Genomic DNA, 18,533 nt, shown 5'->3' on the forward strand with positions numbered 1-18,533 from the left:
CTTTTTCAATCTGCTCGACCAGTGCCAGTTTAAAAGTCAGCGAGTAATCGCGCTGTGTCCGTTTCACACCTTGTCCCTTCAGGACGGGACACTAACCAAGTGTCCGGATTTAGTTGACCACTACAGCCTGCTAGAAAGCACCAAGTGTAGCGTTCATCTGGGGTAGAGAGGAGGTAATGACATACAGGTTGATTTGGGAAAAAACGGCATGAAAATCTCAAGAGTAATGCTATTTGTGCTGAGGGAAATTTAGACTAATAGCTGAATAAGTGGACTATGTGCCTGTATAAGATAAAAACAAATGTGAGTTCAGATTTGACGAACGTCAAGGATTCATACAAAGACTCATCCTTTCTTGTAGTCTCCCAATGATTCAATCAGTTAGTATCGGTCAGATATGAAATGATAGGGTTATACCGTGAGCACAATCTCCCTTCGCAAGGCCCTCGGGGTTTTGGCTAAATCTTCTTCCTTCTCGGTCAAGACGACAACACAACGTCAGAGAGATCTGTTTGATGACCTCAAGGATTATCTCTACGTTACACCCGAAATCGAGGATGATTTTGAGAAGTGCCTCCGTTCATTGCAGCCTGGTGAGTGTGTGTTTTTATGCGGCAGTAGTGGTGATGGCAAATCTGAAATATTGTCACGTAGCTATGACCAATATAAAAACAGATATACCTTCCATCTGGATGCAACCCATAGCTTTTCGCCTCATCAATCAGCAATCGATGCGCTAAACGAACTCTTTGATCGTGCAGGAGACGGGGCTCAACCCCTGGTGGTTGGTATCAATATCGGTATGCTGGCCAACTTTGCCAAAGAAGGGGCTGAGCGGCACAGTGAGTTGCGTGGCGTGATAGAGCGTTTTTTGGATAGTGGCGAGAGAACGCAAGGGGCATATCACTTTCTGGATTTCGAGTCCTATCCAAAATTTCGTTTTAATGATGACGCTGGCAGCTATTCAAGCTTTATGCGTCAACTGCTCAAGCGGTTAACTCAGCCAACCGATGACAATCTGTTTCATGCTATTACCCTTGCAGATGAGCAACGCCAACGCGACATGCGCCTCATCGCCAATTTCAGGCTGCTGGCCAATGAGCACGTGCAAGAGATTATCATTACCACTCTGTTCAAAACCCGTTTGATCAAGGATCAATTCATTACGACTCGCGCCTTGCTGGATCTGTTGCATCAGCTTCTGGCCGGGGAGCATTACCTCTTTGACAACCTGTTTCTGGCTAAAGACAGCGAGCTAAGCCTGCGTCTTGCTGACTTTGATCCGGCCTTGATTCATACCCAAGCGGTAGACCAGTTTGTGCTGCGTTATGAGCTGAATCTACCGGATGAGGCGCTGGATGCCTTTATGGTCGAGCTGGCAAAACTTGGGCTCATATTCAACGAGCCTCGTGATAAAACGGGTCAAGCCGCATCCCTTCTGCGCCTTTTTTATCTGCTTAAGGACTGTGAGCTTGGCAATAACTACCATCACCAATTCAAAGTCGATTTTGAAGAGCAGGTACTTGAACACTATGCCACTGTCTGGCTGCAGCATAGTCAGTATCTTGGGGAGGGTGGAAGCCAGCTGGCCTTGCGCAATTTCTATGTGAAAGCGCTGATCCCGGCCATTTTTGTTTATGCCAACCGCAATGCCCCTGAGTTGTCAAAACGAGAGCTTTCTCTTGGTCAATTTGGCCAGTGTCATGTCGCGGCACCTGTCGATCTGAAAGCTGATTACAGCGCAATTCAGCGTCAGCATGTCGAGAAACACGATCATTTCAGCGCCTATCTGAAGGTTGATGACCAGCCCTTGGCACCAATGGCAATCAACCTCAATCTGTTTGAGCTGATCTGCAAGCTCAACAACGGCTATCGGCCAAACAAGTACGACAAGAATGCCATCGTGTTGCTTGATGAGATGGTTGAACAAATCCGCGCTGTCGCTAAAAAGAGCCCTGTTCTTCATTATTACGAAGGTGATCAGCATTACCGTCTTGGTTTGGATGACGGCATGATCACTGTAGAAGGAACCAGATAGTCATGTCTCTGTATCCAATTCCTGTCGGATTAGCTCCGGTTGATAAAAACAAGCTCACCAACTACTGGCCCATTCGCAACAAAGGCAATGAGTTTGACTGGGATACCGTGACAGGTGTCGTGCTGGGGCTGTCCTTGCGCAAGCAGGTGACTGCCTATGAATTCGAGCAGTTTAAGGAGGAGTGCAAAGCCCGGTTTGCAGGCAAGCTCGACGATCCTGATTTTTGGCAGGTGCTTGAGCGAGCCTATTTTTCAAATGATGCACTCTTCCATATTTCACCGCTGTTCCTGTTGTTTAAGGCCAAAGGTAAGAAGAGTGGGCAAGCCGATCTCAGCGCACCAGATACGCGGTTGTGCAAATTGTTTGCAGGTCTGTTGGGGGATTTCTTCCTGGAAGATGCGCTCGATGACAAGCTCAACTTTGTCGAGCAAGAACTGCTGTCCGTTTTGCAAGGCAGGCTGCAAAGCGGCAGCCTGGTAAAAAATGAGGATGAGCAACCTTATCTGCCTTTTTTGAATGCCGTATTTCGTGAAGATATTCGCTTTTTGGCTGCACATCCCCAATACCTGCTGCAAGCCTTGCCTGGCACACTCAGGCTGTATGCCTTTGCTTACTGTGCTCAGCTGGCGCTGAATGTGACCGACTGGCAACATGAGCCCCAAAGCAAGCCCCTCTACTTTATTCTCGATTCGGAAAAGGCCAGCTCTGAACGTACATCGGTAAAGCGCTCTGGCTACAAGCTGCTGGCTGCTGCCAGCGAGCGGGTTTTCCCGCTGCTTTCCGCCCTTGACGTGCTCCAGTTGCCAGGGGATACCAAGAAAAGACCGCTCTGGCAGGTTTATCGCGATGCCACGGAATGTACTGACCAGACTCAGTTGCTGGAAGATTTGAACAACTATCTGCAGGCCTTTAGAGAAATCCGTAAATTGCAGTCTGTACGACCTCTCACAAACAGCGTGGCAGAAGCCTTTGAGCAGCTTAAAGAGTTGGCTCTGGAGCAATTCCGTGATGCCAATACCTCCCGTGGCGGTGTGAACAAGAAATATGTCAAAGAGCTGGAAGAGAAGCTGCTCAGTGATTTTATTCAGGCCCGGGGGGCCGCTGGCCGTACCCTGGTGCTGAATCAGGATCAGCTGTTGCTGTTGACCAATCTCACCATCGGCAAGGCCGACAAGCTGCGCCTGCACGATCTGCGTAAAGGCTTCGAGCAGCGCGGTTTTTATCTTGATAACCAGTCATTGCAGCAACTGGTCAGCTTCTATGAGCGCATGGGCAATGTAGAACGAATGAGTGATAGTGGAGACGCCGTATATGTCCGCAAGACCCTTTGAGCACTTTCTGGCCGAACGTTTTATCGAGTGGGTCAGTGCCGACATTGAGCCGGGCTCTCGTTACCAGTTCAAATCCCCCAGTGCAGAAAACGGTCTGGTGCTCTATCAGTCACTGGTGACCTTTGCTGCCACAAATACGCTGGCTACGGCTGATGGCATTGACCTGCCATACATAGAGTGCAATGGCGTGCGGGTTTTACCTGTATTGCATGGTGAGGCTCCGGGATTTACCGAAAACTACATCTCCCGTTTGCGTGATCTGGTCGCAGGGCGCAGTGCAGAATTTGAAAAAGCAGCCCTGCTCATTATCCACAACAGCATGCTGGATACCCTGATCAACAGTGCGCTTGATTTGGGGGCGCCCGGTGCTGTCTGGCATCCGGATAGTCTCTCGCAGCAGCTTGGCGCACTAATAGATGTTGGCAGCAGTAACAAGGAGCTGTCAGCCTGCCTGCTTGAAGAGCAACTAGCCCTCATCACCGAAGAGGGGGCGACTGTATTTGGTTTTGCTCCTCTGTTCAGTGCACTTGATCAAGATGGGGAACTCAAGTTTGATGAGCTCCAGCTATTCAATGACCCGGTCATTCGGAGCTGGAGCGGCAAGAAGGCTCAGATCAGCAAGCGGCTCCAAGCAAACCGCAAGCTGCGACGCGAGATTGAAGATGCGGTTGAGCATTATGATCTCGATCAGCTCGAGAGTGTCCTGAAAGAGTTCAGCGCCAAGTTTATCCGCCAGCATTTCCAGGATGAGAGCTGGCGTGATCTGGAATTCGAGGCCTACCTCAAAGAGATTGAAGCCAACAAAGCGCAAAAGTTGCTATTGGAAGAGGTGGCCGTTGACAGTGGCTCACTGCAACAAAGAGCCAAAAGCCAGAGCAAGGCGGGACAACGCGACCTGAGCCTGCTGATCCAGCTCCCGCCGGGGGAGAAAACCCTCAGCCTCTCTTTTACCTTCATCGGTAATGATCTGGACGAGAGCCAGTTCAAACTGATGCACAATGGGTCGCTCAAAAATGCGGTCACTTATTCTGTCAGCCGTGTCGGTGGTAAACGCTGCTGGGCGACGGTGACCTTGCCCGTCACGGGAGAACCCACCTTTTTTAGCCTTGAGCTTAAACGCGATAACCGCTCCGAAGAGTACAAGTTCCGCTGTCTAGTGGTAGAGCAGGGAGATTTCTATTTCGATGAGTTGCTGCACTGCTTCCGAGTTGATGCGGGCAAGAAGTGGCTGACCCTGCTGCTGGAAGAGAACAAGTTCAAGGTCAACCCAGAGCAAGACGCCATCATGCATCTGGTTGACGATGAGGGCGAAGTGGACTGCAGCGCCTGTGGCTGGGTGAACTTTGATGCGCTGGCCGAGCAGAGCGAACAGATCCAGTTTGAGCTGGTCAATGGCGAGCGTCGCTTACCCATCAATATTGAAGGCCCGGCCGCCGATGAGAGTATTTGCGTTCCGCTGCTGTTTGACCGGGATCGTTTCGCCAAGCTGCTCAGAGATGACCGTAATGCCGAGTATCTGCGGGCCAAAGGCAAGATCATTTTCGATAACAGCGAAAGTGGTGTGGTCGGGATCCGCCAGCAGCTGCTGAACCTCGAAGCACGGATGGTTGATGAACGGGCCTTGTATATCGGTCTGACTGCCGAACCAATGCCACTTGCGGCGATTAGTGCAAGGTTCCCTGATTTACATGGCGCTTATGCCGCCCTGTTTGACTATCTGCAACACAAGAAAACATTGCCGAGCCTGGTGGCCTGGGGCGATAGCTATTGCGCCCTCGTACAGCGGGTGCTGGATGCCTACGAAGCGGCGCTAAGCGAGATACCAACCAATGCGGTGTTGGCGCTCGAGCACAAACAGTTGATGCGCATTGGCCTGTGCCGCCAGGATGAGTGGCAACGCCTAAGCCCGCTGCACCCCTTGGTACTTGCCTATCACCTGCAATTGGTGGCCGAAATAAAAGCCGATCGCGATGAAGATGGCGTCAGCTCTTTTGCCGAATTGCCAGAGGTGACCCGCGAGCGCCTGGTTGCATCTGGCTTGCTGCCTTTCGTCTATGACAATGACTCTGGTTACGCCCATTTGCTGCCGGTGCGGGAGAATAGCTTCTGGCTCGACGTGGTGCCACAAAAGCAGGAGAGCTACAGCTACATCAAGCGTCTGGTGCGCGACAAACTGGCCGAGTTTACCCAGGCCTATTCCCGGCTGTTCAGTGCCGGGGCCAAGAGCACCCTGATCGTCAATGCCATCAATCAGGCGAGTGCGGCAGAGCTCTTCCTCGGTTTGATCGAACACTTCAAGCTGCACAAAGAGCAGGCGATCGCCATTCATGTGAACTTCTACGATGAGCGGTTGCAATTCAATGACTTCGACCGCTTTGCCGAAACGGCCGCTTATGACGAGCTGAAAGCCTGGCTTGGCTTGAACACCACTGCGCTGCGTGCTGAGGCCGATATGTTGATCGACCTTATCCGCAGCCGTTTGACCTACAGCAAGTTCACCCTGCCAAATGAGCGCGAGCAGTTTGCCTATGCCCATCTGGCGTTCTTCCGCAACCAGGAGCCGGTAGAGTGCCATCCCATCAATACCGATGAGGCACTGAGTGGTGTGTTGTGTGATGGTTTGATCGCCGGGGAAGCGGCCGAAACTAAAGGGGCGGCCTATTTCACCGCCTTTGGTTTGCGTGGCGTGCCCTATCAAGGGGTGCAGTCGCTGCGGGTGGCCCGCCTGTTGGGCAACCTGTGGCAACCGGCCAGCCAGAGCAATGCCCAGTATCTGGAAACCAGCCTGGGGCTGGCGGTCAGTGCTGATTTCAAGGCACTGCTGACCCGCTCTTATGACAGCGCACTGTGGACCACCATCATCGATCCCAAGGTGACTCTAGATTTCTTTACCAGTCAGCAGGATGTGGTGCTGATCCACTACTCGGATCAATACACCAGTGCGGCCGGTTATGACGCCATCACGGTGACCAAGCAGGTAGACCTCTTTAAACGCTTGCTGCAAAAAGAGGGTCACGGACAAGGGGAGACGCTGCTCTCCGAATTCAATGCCTTCAACGGCGAGTGGCTGCTCAAGATGCTCACGGCCAACGACAAGGAGCGCAAAGAAAAGAACGGCATCATCGGTGCTTACAAGTTTGTCTCGGCCCTGTTGCGGCAATCCGATATCTGCTGGGTTCCCCTCTCCGTGGCCGAGATGATCCGCGTCTCTGGCAATGTTGGCCTCAAGATGAGCGACAGCGAGTTCTCCCGTCAGGTGCATGGGTATCGCAAAGGGGCCATTTCCGATGACGTGCTCTTTGTCGGCTTCAAGGGCAAGCAACTCTATCTGTTGCCTCTGGAGGTCAAGACCGGTGTCAGACCTGACTTTGCCTATGCCGGGCAACAGGCGCTGGAGCTTAAACGTTACCTGATGGAAGAAGTACTTGGCCCCAACACTCTGGCCGCACGGCTCTACCGTGGTCTCTTTATTCGCCAGGTGCTGATGCAGGTCGACAAGCTTTGCCTCTATCAGGTGATGCAGCCAGCGCAGCTTGCACCGCTGCTGACCGAGCGGGAGTGGTGGCTCAAAGGGGAATATACCCTGGCCAGCGTGCCCGACTATCCCGAAGGCTTTGTGGTCGCCCATATCGAAAACGACAGCTTCTTTGTGCCTCACTACCAGATGACCGAGCGGGGCGTATTGCAGGTTGAACTGCCCTATGCCTTGCTGGGTAGCCTTATTCAGGCTTGTAGCGCCCCTGCGCTTGATGAGTTGGTGACCCTGTGCCATGTAGACAAACAATATCTGCTGGGGCCCAGAGAAGAGGCGGCGGAGCCTGAATACAGCTCTCAACCGCAGCCAACAGAAGGGGGCAATCAGGCGGTGGATATGGCGCCAGTGGAAGCAGCCACAGATACCCAAAACACCGACCCGGTTACCCCAGTAGCGGTGGAAACGGGACTGACCGGCAAGCCGACAGAACCCATGCGTATCCTGTTTGGCCACGAGGCGCTGCGGCAAACGCCGCTCTATTGGGAGCCCACCAATACTGCCCGCTTTATGAATACCAATACCGGCATCATAGGCACCATGGGCACCGGCAAAACCCAGTTTACCAAATCGCTGATCACCCAGCTGATGCGCCAGCAGGACAACAACGTCGAGGGAGCACGGATCGGCCTGCTGATCTTCGATTACAAATCTGACTATGTGGATGATGCTTTTAGCGAGGCAAACCAGAGCAAGCGGCTGCGGTTGTATCGCCTGCCGTACAATCCGCTCTCGCTCTATGGCGATATGCCGATGCTGCCGGTGCATACCGCGACCGGGTTTGCCGAGACCCTGGCCAAAGCCTTTGGCCTCGGGCCCAAGCAGCAGCTGCGGCTGCGCAAGTTGATCCTCGATGCGTATGAGCTGGCGGGGATCAGCAGGTCTGACGCCAGCACCTGGTCAAGGCCTGCGCCAACCTTGGCCCAGGTATGGGATCTCTATCTTGAACAGGAGAAGGTAGAAGAAGACTCTCTCTATGCAGCGCTCGACTCGCTGGTCACTTACGAGATCTTTGAAACCATGCCGGATAAGGTGAGCTCCCTGTATGAGTTGCTCGATGGGGTGACAGTGATCGAGCTGGCGGGCTACTCACCCCAGATCCAGAACCTGGTGGTAGCCCTGACGCTGGATCTCTTCTATTCGCAGATGCAAAAGCGCGGCAAACCGCAAGTCAACGGCGATTATCGCCAGATCACCAAGATGATCCTGGTCGACGAGGCCGACAACTTTATGTCGCAGGACTTCCCCAGCCTGCGCAAGATCCTGAAAGAGGGGCGCGAGTATGGGGTAGGGGTGATCCTCTCAACCCAGGACTTGAGCCACTTTAAAACCGGGGAAAACAACTACGGCTCTTATATTTTGACCTGGGTGGTGCATCGCGTCGCCGAGATCAAGAATGCCGATATCAAGGCCATCTTTAATAAAGATGATAAGACCGAGCAAGAACAATTAATGGAAACCATCCGCAAACTGGATAAGCATTTTAGTCTCTATATAGATGGAGATAAAAAGGTATCTATGATGCGGGATAGAGCGTTTTGGGAAATAATTAATAATTAATATTTGGTGTGAAAAATGGAAATAATACCTGAAAGTAAAAATCTTGAAAAAATCCTATCTGGTCTTGAGACTAGTTATGTTGTTCCTGATTATCAACGAGATTATTCTTGGTCTCCAAATGAGGTGGAAACTCTTTGGGTTGATCTTAATAATGCTCATGATCAGTCTTCTGAATATTTTATGGGAACGATAGTTCTTAAAAAAAATGATACTAAAGATGATTTATTTGACATAGTGGATGGTCAACAACGATTAGCTACTTTTTCAATTTTATTTGCCGTCATTGTGTCAATATCAAAAGCATTTCCTAGCTATCCAGAAATATTTAAAGACACACCAAGAAATAAGGAAAATCTCGAAAAGGCCAACAGAATTACGACTATTGCGATCAATAGACTTAGAGAGGCGAGTGAACCTGATAATTATTTCCTAAAATTAAATAAGAAAGATAATGTATGCTTTCAGCATATAGTAAGAAACTTAGACGATGTTCTTCATAGTGATGAGCAATTAAGAATTAACAAATCAGATAAACGATTGATTAAAACAAAGAAAACATTCTTTTCTTTAATTAAAGATACTATTACTGGAGATGACGCGATCTCTAAGCTAAATAGTCTGCTTGTTCATATGGTTAAGAAATTAAAGTTCATAACTATAGAAGTGAAGACAGACTATGACGCATTTTTATTATTTGAGTCATTGAATTCAAAAGGGATGGATTTAAGTGTATCGGATTTAGTTAAAAACAAAATATTGATGAAGTCTGCTGGTGATGAAGAGCAGAGTGATCGATTGCTTGCAAATTGGGATGACATGATAAATCTAGTTGAGTCTAGTCGTTTATCACCTGTGGATTTTCTTCGAGTGTATTGGGAGGCAATAAGAGGCATAAATACAACTAAGAAAGAACTCTACAAGTATATTAGCAAATATATTGATAGTAAGAATATAGATGTTGATTCATTTTCAGGCGATTTGTTAGAGAAAGCGAGTCAATTTTCAGAATATGCAGCAGAAAATCTTGCTTTTCCTGAATGTAAGCATAATAAAGAAAAGTATCTTGGGTTCTGTGGTGAAATAAATACAATGAAGTACACTACCTGCTACCCATTAATTATGTACACTATAAATAATAGACCGGAATTTTTAGAGGAAATAACTCGGGTTAGTCTTTCATTTCTCTTTAGATGGATCACAATTGGCGATTATTCTGTCGGTGGTGCAAAAAAGGTATTTGACTCTGTTATCCGAGAGATGAAAAAAGAAGAAGCTACACTTAATGATGTGTTAATGCCCTTCTATGCTCATAAAGATAAAATCGGTGATGACGCATTTATTGAGGCGATGAAAAAATTCAAAACTCAAGATAACCAGCTGGCAAAATATATTCTATCAAAATTCTATATTTGGCATGCTAATGGTGAGTCAATCCCTAATTATTCCGAAGTACATTTAGAACATGTTATTCCACAACAGCCTGAATTATGGAAAAAAGAGGGGGTTTTTCATCCTTCTGAAGGGACGCAAATAAATGACTTCATCTATTGCATTGGTAATATGACTCTGTTAAATAAATCTATAAATCAATCAATAAAAAATAAAGTTTTCATTGATAAAGTCATCGAATATAAGGGCTCTGTATTCCCAGAAACCAAGAAAATATATGAAAAATTTAACAGCGGACAAATGTGGAGTGTTGCCTGGATCGTGGAAAGAGGTGAGATGATCGCAAATGCAGCACCAAAAATATGGATGCTATAAATATCATAATCCCGACTTGTAATATTTTTTCCATACTTGAAACTGCATTTCTCGATCACTATATGATTCACCATCATCCATTCGCTTAAAATATGAAATCCGGGACCTGACACCATCAGGCTCCCGGAAATTTTCGCCTCTCTCTGATCTTGGATAGATATCGAGTACTTGGAGTAGTTGACTAAGTGCAACAACTTTGGGGTTGCTAGCACTAATTTTCTCTCCACAACGCTTAAGATCCTGATAAACAATCAAGGCTAATCTGTATTCATCTTCCGTCCATGGAAGATTTTTACGTTTTTTTTCAGTCATATGGCTTTGGTAAAATCGCTTAGACTACGGTGATTACGTAGTGAAGCTATACCATCTTCCACATGAGCAGCCCAGGCTTTTATCCACTCTTTATGATCCAGGTCAGGATAAATCATCTGGAGGGTGAGCTCGGTAACAACCAGTGTTTCTCCCAGCCAGGTGATTTTGTCGAGTACCAGGTTGCCATCCAGCTTTTTATGATCAGGGTGGTAGCGAAAATCAGTTTCCACTGAGCGGAAAAAAGCCAGACGTGCGGCCACATTGGGCGTGATCCCTGTATTGGCTTTAAGTCGTTTAAGCTGCTCTTCCGTTTGGCGGGTAAGCTGCATGCGATTCGGGAGCATTAACAAACCTCCTTGGCTTGCACTTGGACAGGACTCTCTTTCCAGAAATAGCCCTTGGTCAGTTTTGATGACTTGGTCAGCGCATCAAAGCGGATCTGATAGGCATGAGAGATATCATCAGCAAGAGCACTGGCAAAATAGCGTTCATCCACTTCGGTATCAGTCGACAGTAATATCACCTGATGACTGGCATAGGGGAAGTAGTGATGAATCAGCTTGTCTCTATGATGTGAGTCAAGGCGCCCCAGCGGGGTATCAATAATGACCGGCAGTTGTCTACCAGATGTTTTAGCCAAGGCTTCCAGGATCGCGATGGCATAAATTTGCTTCTCACCGGCAGAGAGCGACTTTCTATTGATAGCAATCCCAGCTTCGTCTACCAGCTCCACATCAAAGGTGTGAGGATTGATCCTGGCCTTAATCTGCAGATCTTCTTTTCTAGCCAATTTTCGGTAGGCCACTTCAAAATTCTGCTCCAGCGTTTTAACCCGGGCCTGGGTCAATACATCGCTGTATTCATCCAGCAAACTGATGGTCTCATTGGCATATTGCACTGCACTCACAGCACCATATTGTTCTCTGGCTTTATCGTGCAATTTCTGGATCTGGCGGGCGCAATCCAGTTGACTCATTACCGCTTGCTTGGCTTGTTCCAGCAGAGCCTTGTATTTGTGGCGCTCTTCTTGCCGTTGATTGTCCATCTCTCGCAGGGTTTGGAAGATATCCATCAGCTGCTCATCATCCGGTGCTCGCTCAATATTGCTGGCGGCTTGTTCCAGTTGATGTTCAACCTTGGCCAATTTACGACGCTGTGCATCAAATTTGTTCCAAGCCCGTTGGCAATCCTCACTGATTGTCGCGATGACGATGTGAGTCTCGCGCTCCGAGATATCAAAGAGGACTTCACCTTGCGGCTTGTTGGCCATAAAGCTGTCAAGCTGCTCTTCGATCGCCTGGGTTGTGATGGCCAGCGTCTCTTTACCTTTAAAGCCGATATTGGCTTTAAGCTGTTCGAGAAAAATATGGAGCTCTTGGGAAAAGCTGCGAGCCCTTTTTATCTCTATTTCTTTGGCCAGCTGTTGCTGCAGTTTGGCCATGGTGTTGGGGGCCAGTGCAAAGGGGAGGGAGCCATCACATTCATGGCGCAGACTCTTTTCAAGCTGTTCTTTTTCTTTTACCAGTTCAGCAACTTTCTGCTGCTCCTGATTTTTTGTCCGTGCAAATGCACCACCTTGTGCTGCCAGCATGGCTTCATATTTCTGAATATCCTGGGTAATCAGGCCAATCCTTGCCATCACCAAGTCAGCTTCAAATCGATAATGCTCGGCCTGTTTGGCAAACTGCTTTTTATTCTGCTCCAGCTCGGCTAATTTGTGCTGTTGTTGGGTACCCAGCTCTTTGGCTCCTTGCTGCTTTAAATAGATGCCAAGGTCGGTGCGCAGTTTGGCGATCAGGTCAAGGCCCAGCAGGCGGCGTACCGCGGTCTGCAGAATCTTGCCCGATTCATCTTCTGCCAATGAGGCTATCTTCTCGCCATCAAAAAAGAAGAGATCAGCAATACCGTGCGGGATTAACTCATTGAGAAAACCCTGGCACTGCTCATAGTTAAGCTCGTCCAGCTCGACCCCGTTTTGCAGCAGTTTTAGCCTATCTTTTTTATTGCGATTCCAGCTGCGAATAACGGTAAATTCAGACTCAGTGCCCCCTTGGTTATAGGTAAACACGAGTTCAATCGAGGCATCTTTAGGTTGCTGAGAGACGCTGACGCCGTTATGGATCAGTGCAGTAAGTTGGTCAATATAGTCCTGATTGTGGATGAGGTTATCAAAGGCCAGACGTCCATATAGTGCTAAACGGATGGCTGACAAAATCGACGTTTTGCCTGCGCCGTTGAGGCCACCAAACAGCACGATAGGCCTATCATGTCGCTCATATTCGCGTTTTTGTGGGGTCAGCTCTATTTCGTGGTGACCACGAAATACACGAAAGTTATGCAAGACCAACTTCTTAATGATCATTTTTTACTGCCTCACTAAACAGTGCTGCCATATCGTCGGCTTGTGCCAATTGCTTTTGCAATTCAGCAAGCGACTGTTCAATTTGTTCCACTTCTTCTTGATAGAGATCGCGCTCATTGCGCTTTTGTAATTGTGCCTGTTTCTGCTCTATGGCTTCGAGGCTGCCCCAATCCTGTTTCAGGATGGTTCCTATTTTGGCGAAGACGCCTTGGCGGCGGCTAAGCCCTTCAAGGGATATTTCGAGCTCTATCAGCTTCATCACCATCTCGGGCTCGACATCATAGCCCTGGCTTAGTTGTGCCAGCAGCTCAGCATCGCTGGCGTTAAAGCGTGACTGATCGTCGATTAGCCAGTCGAGGTCTTCGCCATACACTTCCCGATATATAGCTGGCAGTGAGTCATTCCAATCCGGTTCGTTAGGGTCAGTTAACCACTCTTGGCGAATCGCATGCAGCTCCGGCTTGGTGATCAGAGTAATGGTGTGGCCACGCAGGTTGAGGTCACGTTCCATCTCGAGCAGCTCTTTAAGCCACTCTTGGCGGTATTTCAGCCAATAAGGGCCGGGGACGTGCTTGCGTTCTGCGCTAAGCTCTTCACCCTCTTTGGCATATTGGTAGCTCACCTTGCCGGTGCGGCGCTTGTAGTTACGGTAGGTATCTTTTTGCGCAGGGTCTGTGGTCAGAGCTAGCTGATTACGAAACTTGAGCAGGGGGATCATCCAGTCTTCGCCGTTTTGGATCAGGCTCTCCATGGCTCGGTCTTTGGTGACCACGGTACAGGTCCAACACCCAAAGCGTGAATTACCACAAGAGGGGGTGCTGTCATCAATGACCAATGGACACTCACCCTGACCTGAGGAGTCCATATAAAGAGTCCAGAGCGGGCGGTTATTGCCGCCCCAGGGATTTTCCCACTCCTCCACATCATCTGGCGCGTATTTGAAGGCGCCGCGCAGCAGTTTCCAGACATCCTCAACATCCCAAGTGTCGATAGGGGTGTAGATGAAGGCATTAGCCAGCGTGGTATGGCGGGCAAGACGGGTTCCATCAATCTTGTGCTTGGCAATGACCTGGGCACGGGAAGCACTCTCGCTGCTGCGAGAGCCGAGCACAACGATCACCTCTTCAAACTGGCTGACCTTGTCTTTGATAAAGTCACTGACCGGGTTGATCTTCATTCGCTCGGTACACCAGCGAAAGCTGCGAGTCGGGGCAGGGTAGCCTTTGCCGAGCAGGTTTACCCAAAACGTCTCATGGGTTTTGGGTACGACAGGGTGAGAGGTAATGGGTAACGCATCGCGTTTGGCGCCCTTTTCGATTTGATCCATGGTCCGAATGATCAAATCGACGACAACAGGGGTCTCGACCAGGGTGTCTGATGACACGACAAAGACATCTTTGTGGCGCATTTCGGGCGGTAACCCCAGCAGTGCCAGATAGACCAGCGTCAGCACAGCAGAAGAGTCTTTACCTCCGCTATAACCAATGACCCAGGGTCGTTTGTCAGCGCAGTAGATACGTTGTACTTCAGCTACATACTCGGCCAGTGGGCGGCCGGCAAAGGGCTCGGTATTGATGAAATCTTCGTAATCGGCCAGATCATGGGCCTGAATCAAGGGGTTCATTGAGAGACAACCTGAGCTTCAAGTACCTTCTCCTCGGGGGTGAGGGGAAGGTTGAGTGATGTTTTAAGGGCGTTACAGGTAAGCTGGAGCGCTGTGGTGGATTTGCTTAGCTTGCCATGTGACATGGTTCTGCGAATCCATTCCGGGTTGGTTTTGCGCCAATCAATGGTCTTGAGCTTACCAAGGTCTGCTTGCCAGGTATCAGGATGCTCGCTTATCAAAAAGCGGCCGAGCATACCGAGAGCTTGCAGGCCGACGCCGTGAGCATGGACATACTCCTGCCGGAGTTGGGCTGGCGATACTTCTTTGCGACTGGCCATCTGCCAATCCGGCATCTGGTCGTAGACCGCTTTCCAATAGAGAGCAGCAAGCTTGGCCTCTTCATCTGTGCAGCCCTCTTTAGGCCCCTTGCCCAGTAGGGCCCGAGTTGCCTGCTTGATGCTACTTAAGGTGAAGAGCTTGCTGGAGAGCTGGGAGATGCTCGACTTTTCCATCTCAGTAAGCCCGACGAAGGGCTCCATGCTAGTAGCCAAATGGCGAGCAAGCTCAGAGCCTTGATCTCTATGGTCATAGAGCGTTGACAGTGACGGACTGGGTTTGACCGCGTACTTGTTGAGATCAGCAAACATTTGCTGGCTTCGGGTTAACCCTTCATCGACAAAGAACAAGACAGGGATGTTGTCCTGACCCAGTTCGGGGCGCTCTACCAACGCCTCTTCGATAGCTTTACGGCGGTGCTGACCATCGTTGATCAGGATCTGTGCATCCATGGGCACTCGTAAAGTGCCCAGGTTGTTGGAGCCGGGGTGTTCAGCAAACTCGACGTCAACAGCAATTGACGCAGTCAAGGCAGAGAATACGTAATCCTTGGGATTCTCCAAGAGGTATCGCACCATTTCCGGGATCCGAGATTTGTTCAATGTGCGTTGAGCCCGCAATTCAGGGGGGACTTCGCTCTCATCGAAGTTGAAAATTTTGGGGATGATGCGCATCGGGCAGGTAGCGATATAGAAGGGGCGACCGGCTTGTATCCCACGCACTGCGGGGAATGAGTAGCAGTAGTCAGCGTCGAAGTGGTTCATGATGATGCTCCTGGCTAGTCCTGATTCAAGTCTAGATTTACGTCAAAATTAACGTAATCACATGTTGTTATAAGACTGTGGATTAGGTTTTAGCGAGGAATAAGTAGTTTTTACGTTATTTTGGGGCGCTGATTTTACTCTTTTACGCTACAAATACGAAAGCCTGAAATTCGCCTTTTTTGCTCTTTGAGAGCTGATTCATATTGTTGGCGACTCAAGTGATGCTCTGTTTCCAGGTCCATCCCAAGCAGTTTGCTCAATCTTTGCTCCAACGCTCGTTGTGCCTTGAAGCTCGGATCATCCGGTGCCATCAGATAGCTTTTGTTGAGCAGTGGTGGCTGAGTCTGCTCATTGATGTAGTCAAAGAAGTCGACCTCCTGCTCGGCCATCTTGATCTTCACTCGCTCCACTAGATAAGGAATGGGCTTGCTGAAGTCGTCATACCCCATCAGGCTCACCTTGCCGGAGCGGATGTGCAGCTTGATCACGTCGATATCGGTCAAGTCACCGTAGAGCTGGCAGGCCGCCCCCAGGTAAACACGCAGCAGCGGCGGTAATTGCGCAATAAAGCATTTGTGCAGCAGCAGTGAATGGCTGGGATAGAGCAGGCTGTTGGGGAGCTGTTGATGGGCCAGCTCGCAGGCCTGGTTGATGAGGGCGATATCCGCAATCTGGTAGAGCAGTGCTTTGGCGGCCTGCTGTGCCTGCGGGTTGCCACCGAAAAAGGCTTTGATATCCCGCTGCAGCTCGCTGGGGTAGTGGGTATAGGTTTGGCGTTTGCCAAACAGGTTGAGTGCCAGGTAGACCAGCAAATCTTGCTGCCGCTCCAGCTCGGCCTGCTTTAACTGGGCAAGGTCAAAATGCTGGCCAAGCAGGGTCATGGCTTTGCGATGACTGCCTGCTATCTCTCTTAACTCGTCGCTTTGTTCAAACTCGTCAGTGGCTGGAATTCGGCCAAGGGTCAGCGCCCGCTGCCAGAAGGCTTCAAACAGCGGTTGATGGCGAGTGATCAGTAGTGCTGCTGCGGCCTGATGGTTGGGCGTGGGCGAGGTCAGCTGTTGCCAGCTGTGGTTTCGGCGTTGACGTTGTGCCAAAAAGCGCTGCTCTTCGAGCTTGTCTTTGAACACATAGAAGATGCCTGGCCCCACGGCGATGGCATTTTCATCCAATGTTCTGTCTATGTAGTGCTTGAGCTCGCTTTGGTTGTAGTAGCGCTGAAAGGTGTTGCGCGAGGTGATAACGCCATCTTTATAAGGGGTGAACTGGGCAATAAAGCTGTCGTTGGCCAGCATGGCCGAGACGACCAGCAGGGTTTGGGTCAGCTCCCAGGCGCCGAGCAGCGCCTCCATTCGCTCATCTTGATCCTCAATCACGTTGATCACAAAACCGAGATTGACCAGATGGGAGATCACCTTCTCGCCATCCGGACGAAAGTTCGGGTCCCAGCCCAGCGCGTCAATACCGTGTGCTTCCAGCTCCCGCAGGTCATCCCCCCGGCCGCAACCGTAATCAAACAGCGCATAGTCGCCGTTGAGATAACCATGGCGTGCCAGCATCTTCATGGGGGCTGAGAGTTCATGGCGAACCAACGCGGTTTTATGGCGATCAATTTGTGGGCCCCCCTCTTCGGGCGGCAGGGCGGAGGTGCGAAACAGGCGCCCATCAACCAGTTGGTATCCATGCCTTGCGATAAGCCGCTCCCACGATGCTTTGAAGCCAATCATGCGGGGATGATCGTAAAGTCCCGCCAACTCCCCCTCTTGGGTGATCTGGCGACAGCTCTCTGCCTGTGGGTGATCGGGGGTCAGCATGAACTCTTTGCGATGCAGAATGGGGGGATTATCCTGGTTGTCGTAGCGGGTAATGGTATGGCTTAGTTTGGCCAGATCAACGGTCACGCTCTGCTTGAGGCTGGGGTAGGCCTCTTCGAAGAAGGTGGGGTAGCTGAGCAGGGACAGCCTAAAGTCCTGCTTTGCCAACTTCACCAGATCCCATTCACACTCCGGCAGTTTGAGCGCTTGTGCCACCGCACAGACAAAGCGGTAGAGCTGTGGGGTGGTTGTGGCCAGGGTCTCTTTGTGCAGATAGACCGCGTCGGGCAGCACTTTTTTGTATGGCAGGGCAGCGACCAGTTGCGTGAAGCGCTCGGGGGTCAGCATCAGCACATTCCTTTGAGTTGGGTGAGTGTCAGCCGCTTGGGCATTCGTCTTTCATGGTGAGTGGTGAGTTCGACCAAGGCGCGGTTTTGCTCGGGCCCATAGCTGATATGCAGTGGCCGGTCTGGGCCATAGAGATAGAGACGATCAAACGGGGTGTGTTGCGCCAACCAAAGGGCTACCTGATAGCTGTTCTTCCCTGGGTATATCAGATCAACCGCGGCCCCTTGCCGAGGACAGATAACGCTTCCTCGCTGATTGAGTTCACAGGCCGCATGTTGGTCCAGTGTGGGGGCTATACCGGGGGAGGCGTTGGAAAGAATAGCTTTGCGCAGTGTTACCCCACAAAACCCATAGGTCAGCAATGGGTGACCAAATGTTTCTACCAGCGGATCGAGAATATGCGTTGCCAGTTCACGGTAGGCCAGCCAGCTCTCGGTTTGTTCAGGCAAGTTTGTGCATTGGATGCGTTGCCAAGTTTCACCACAGTGAAACAGCATCTCGAAGGTGAAATGTTGGCTGCAGGATTCCTTTATATCTATGGAGATGCCCCCTAACAGCTATCACAAATGGGAATGAACATGCCACGTTAGGCTGGGAAACCACATTCTGCCTTGACGGTATTATCTGTGGGGTTCCTAGCCAGAAAGCAAAAATTAGCACGCGGTGAGCTTTTCCTGCTATGCCCTTTTGTTGGTGGAAGCATTGGAACTGTGAGTGTGCGTGTGATTCATGCATCTGTGGATGAGGACTTGCGCTGGTTCAAAGGTGG

10 protein-coding genes are annotated in these 18,533 nt (G+C 50.1%); 4 read left to right on the forward strand and 6 right to left on the reverse strand.

Annotated features, from left to right (window positions below; translation table 11 throughout):
* The first annotated feature begins 418 nt into the window (after positions 1-418).
* From dptF to G5229_RS12840, 4 genes are read left to right on the forward strand one after another with little or no spacing between them, the layout of a single operon-like run.
* On the forward strand, positions 419-2,038 hold the full coding sequence (gene dptF / locus G5229_RS12825; protein ID WP_421209234.1) for a DNA phosphorothioation-dependent restriction protein DptF: 1,620 nt from the start codon (positions 419-421) through the stop codon (positions 2,036-2,038).
* A 2-nt stretch (positions 2,039-2,040) separates the two neighbouring features.
* The gene (dptG, locus tag G5229_RS12830) at positions 2,041-3,369 is read left to right on the forward strand and encodes a DNA phosphorothioation-dependent restriction protein DptG (RefSeq protein ID WP_421209235.1); all 1,329 of its coding nucleotides are present in this window, start codon (positions 2,041-2,043) and stop codon (positions 3,367-3,369) included.
* Complete coding sequence (dptH, locus tag G5229_RS12835; protein WP_421209236.1) at positions 3,350-8,461, forward strand: DNA phosphorothioation-dependent restriction protein DptH; 5,112 nt, start codon at positions 3,350-3,352, stop codon at positions 8,459-8,461. The genes dptG and dptH overlap by 20 nt, the downstream gene beginning before the upstream one ends.
* Positions 8,462-8,476: 15 nt before the next feature.
* Entirely contained in the window at positions 8,477-10,225 is a 1,749-nt protein-coding gene (locus G5229_RS12840) for a DUF262 domain-containing protein (RefSeq protein WP_421209237.1), read from the forward strand.
* A 308-nt stretch (positions 10,226-10,533) separates the two neighbouring features.
* Here G5229_RS12840 and dndE read toward each other — a convergent pair whose 3' ends face one another.
* From dndE to G5229_RS12870, 6 genes are all read right to left on the reverse strand, one after another.
* Positions 10,534-10,881 carry a DNA sulfur modification protein DndE gene (gene dndE / locus G5229_RS12845; RefSeq protein ID WP_216979222.1) on the reverse strand — a complete coding sequence of 116 codons (348 nt, stop codon included), beginning with the start codon at positions 10,879-10,881 and terminating at the stop codon, positions 10,534-10,536.
* Entirely contained in the window at positions 10,881-12,899 is a 2,019-nt protein-coding gene (dndD, locus tag G5229_RS12850; RefSeq protein WP_216979221.1) for a DNA sulfur modification protein DndD, read from the reverse strand. Before dndD ends, dndE begins: the two co-directional genes overlap by 1 nt.
* Positions 12,889-14,523, reverse strand: a complete 1,635-nt coding sequence (dndC, locus tag G5229_RS12855; RefSeq protein WP_421209238.1) for a DNA phosphorothioation system sulfurtransferase DndC — start codon at positions 14,521-14,523, stop codon at positions 12,889-12,891. The genes dndD and dndC overlap by 11 nt, the downstream gene beginning before the upstream one ends.
* Positions 14,520-15,605 (reverse strand): DNA sulfur modification protein DndB, encoded by a 1,086-nt coding sequence (dndB, locus tag G5229_RS12860; RefSeq protein ID WP_041209432.1) that lies wholly within the window; start codon positions 15,603-15,605, stop codon positions 14,520-14,522. Before dndB ends, dndC begins: the two co-directional genes overlap by 4 nt.
* 134 nt (positions 15,606-15,739) lie before the next feature.
* Positions 15,740-17,764, reverse strand: coding sequence for a DNA phosphorothioation-associated putative methyltransferase (locus G5229_RS12865; RefSeq protein WP_421209239.1), 2,025 nt, complete (start codon positions 17,762-17,764; stop codon positions 15,740-15,742).
* Entirely contained in the window at positions 17,764-18,213 is a 450-nt protein-coding gene (locus tag G5229_RS12870) for a hypothetical protein (protein WP_279485670.1), read from the reverse strand. The genes G5229_RS12865 and G5229_RS12870 overlap by 1 nt, the downstream gene beginning before the upstream one ends.
* Between the last annotated feature and the right edge of the window lie 320 nt (positions 18,214-18,533).

This window comes from Aeromonas sp. 602396, from assembly GCF_049173735.1.
Lineage (GTDB): Bacteria > Pseudomonadota > Gammaproteobacteria > Enterobacterales > Aeromonadaceae > Aeromonas > Aeromonas veronii_A.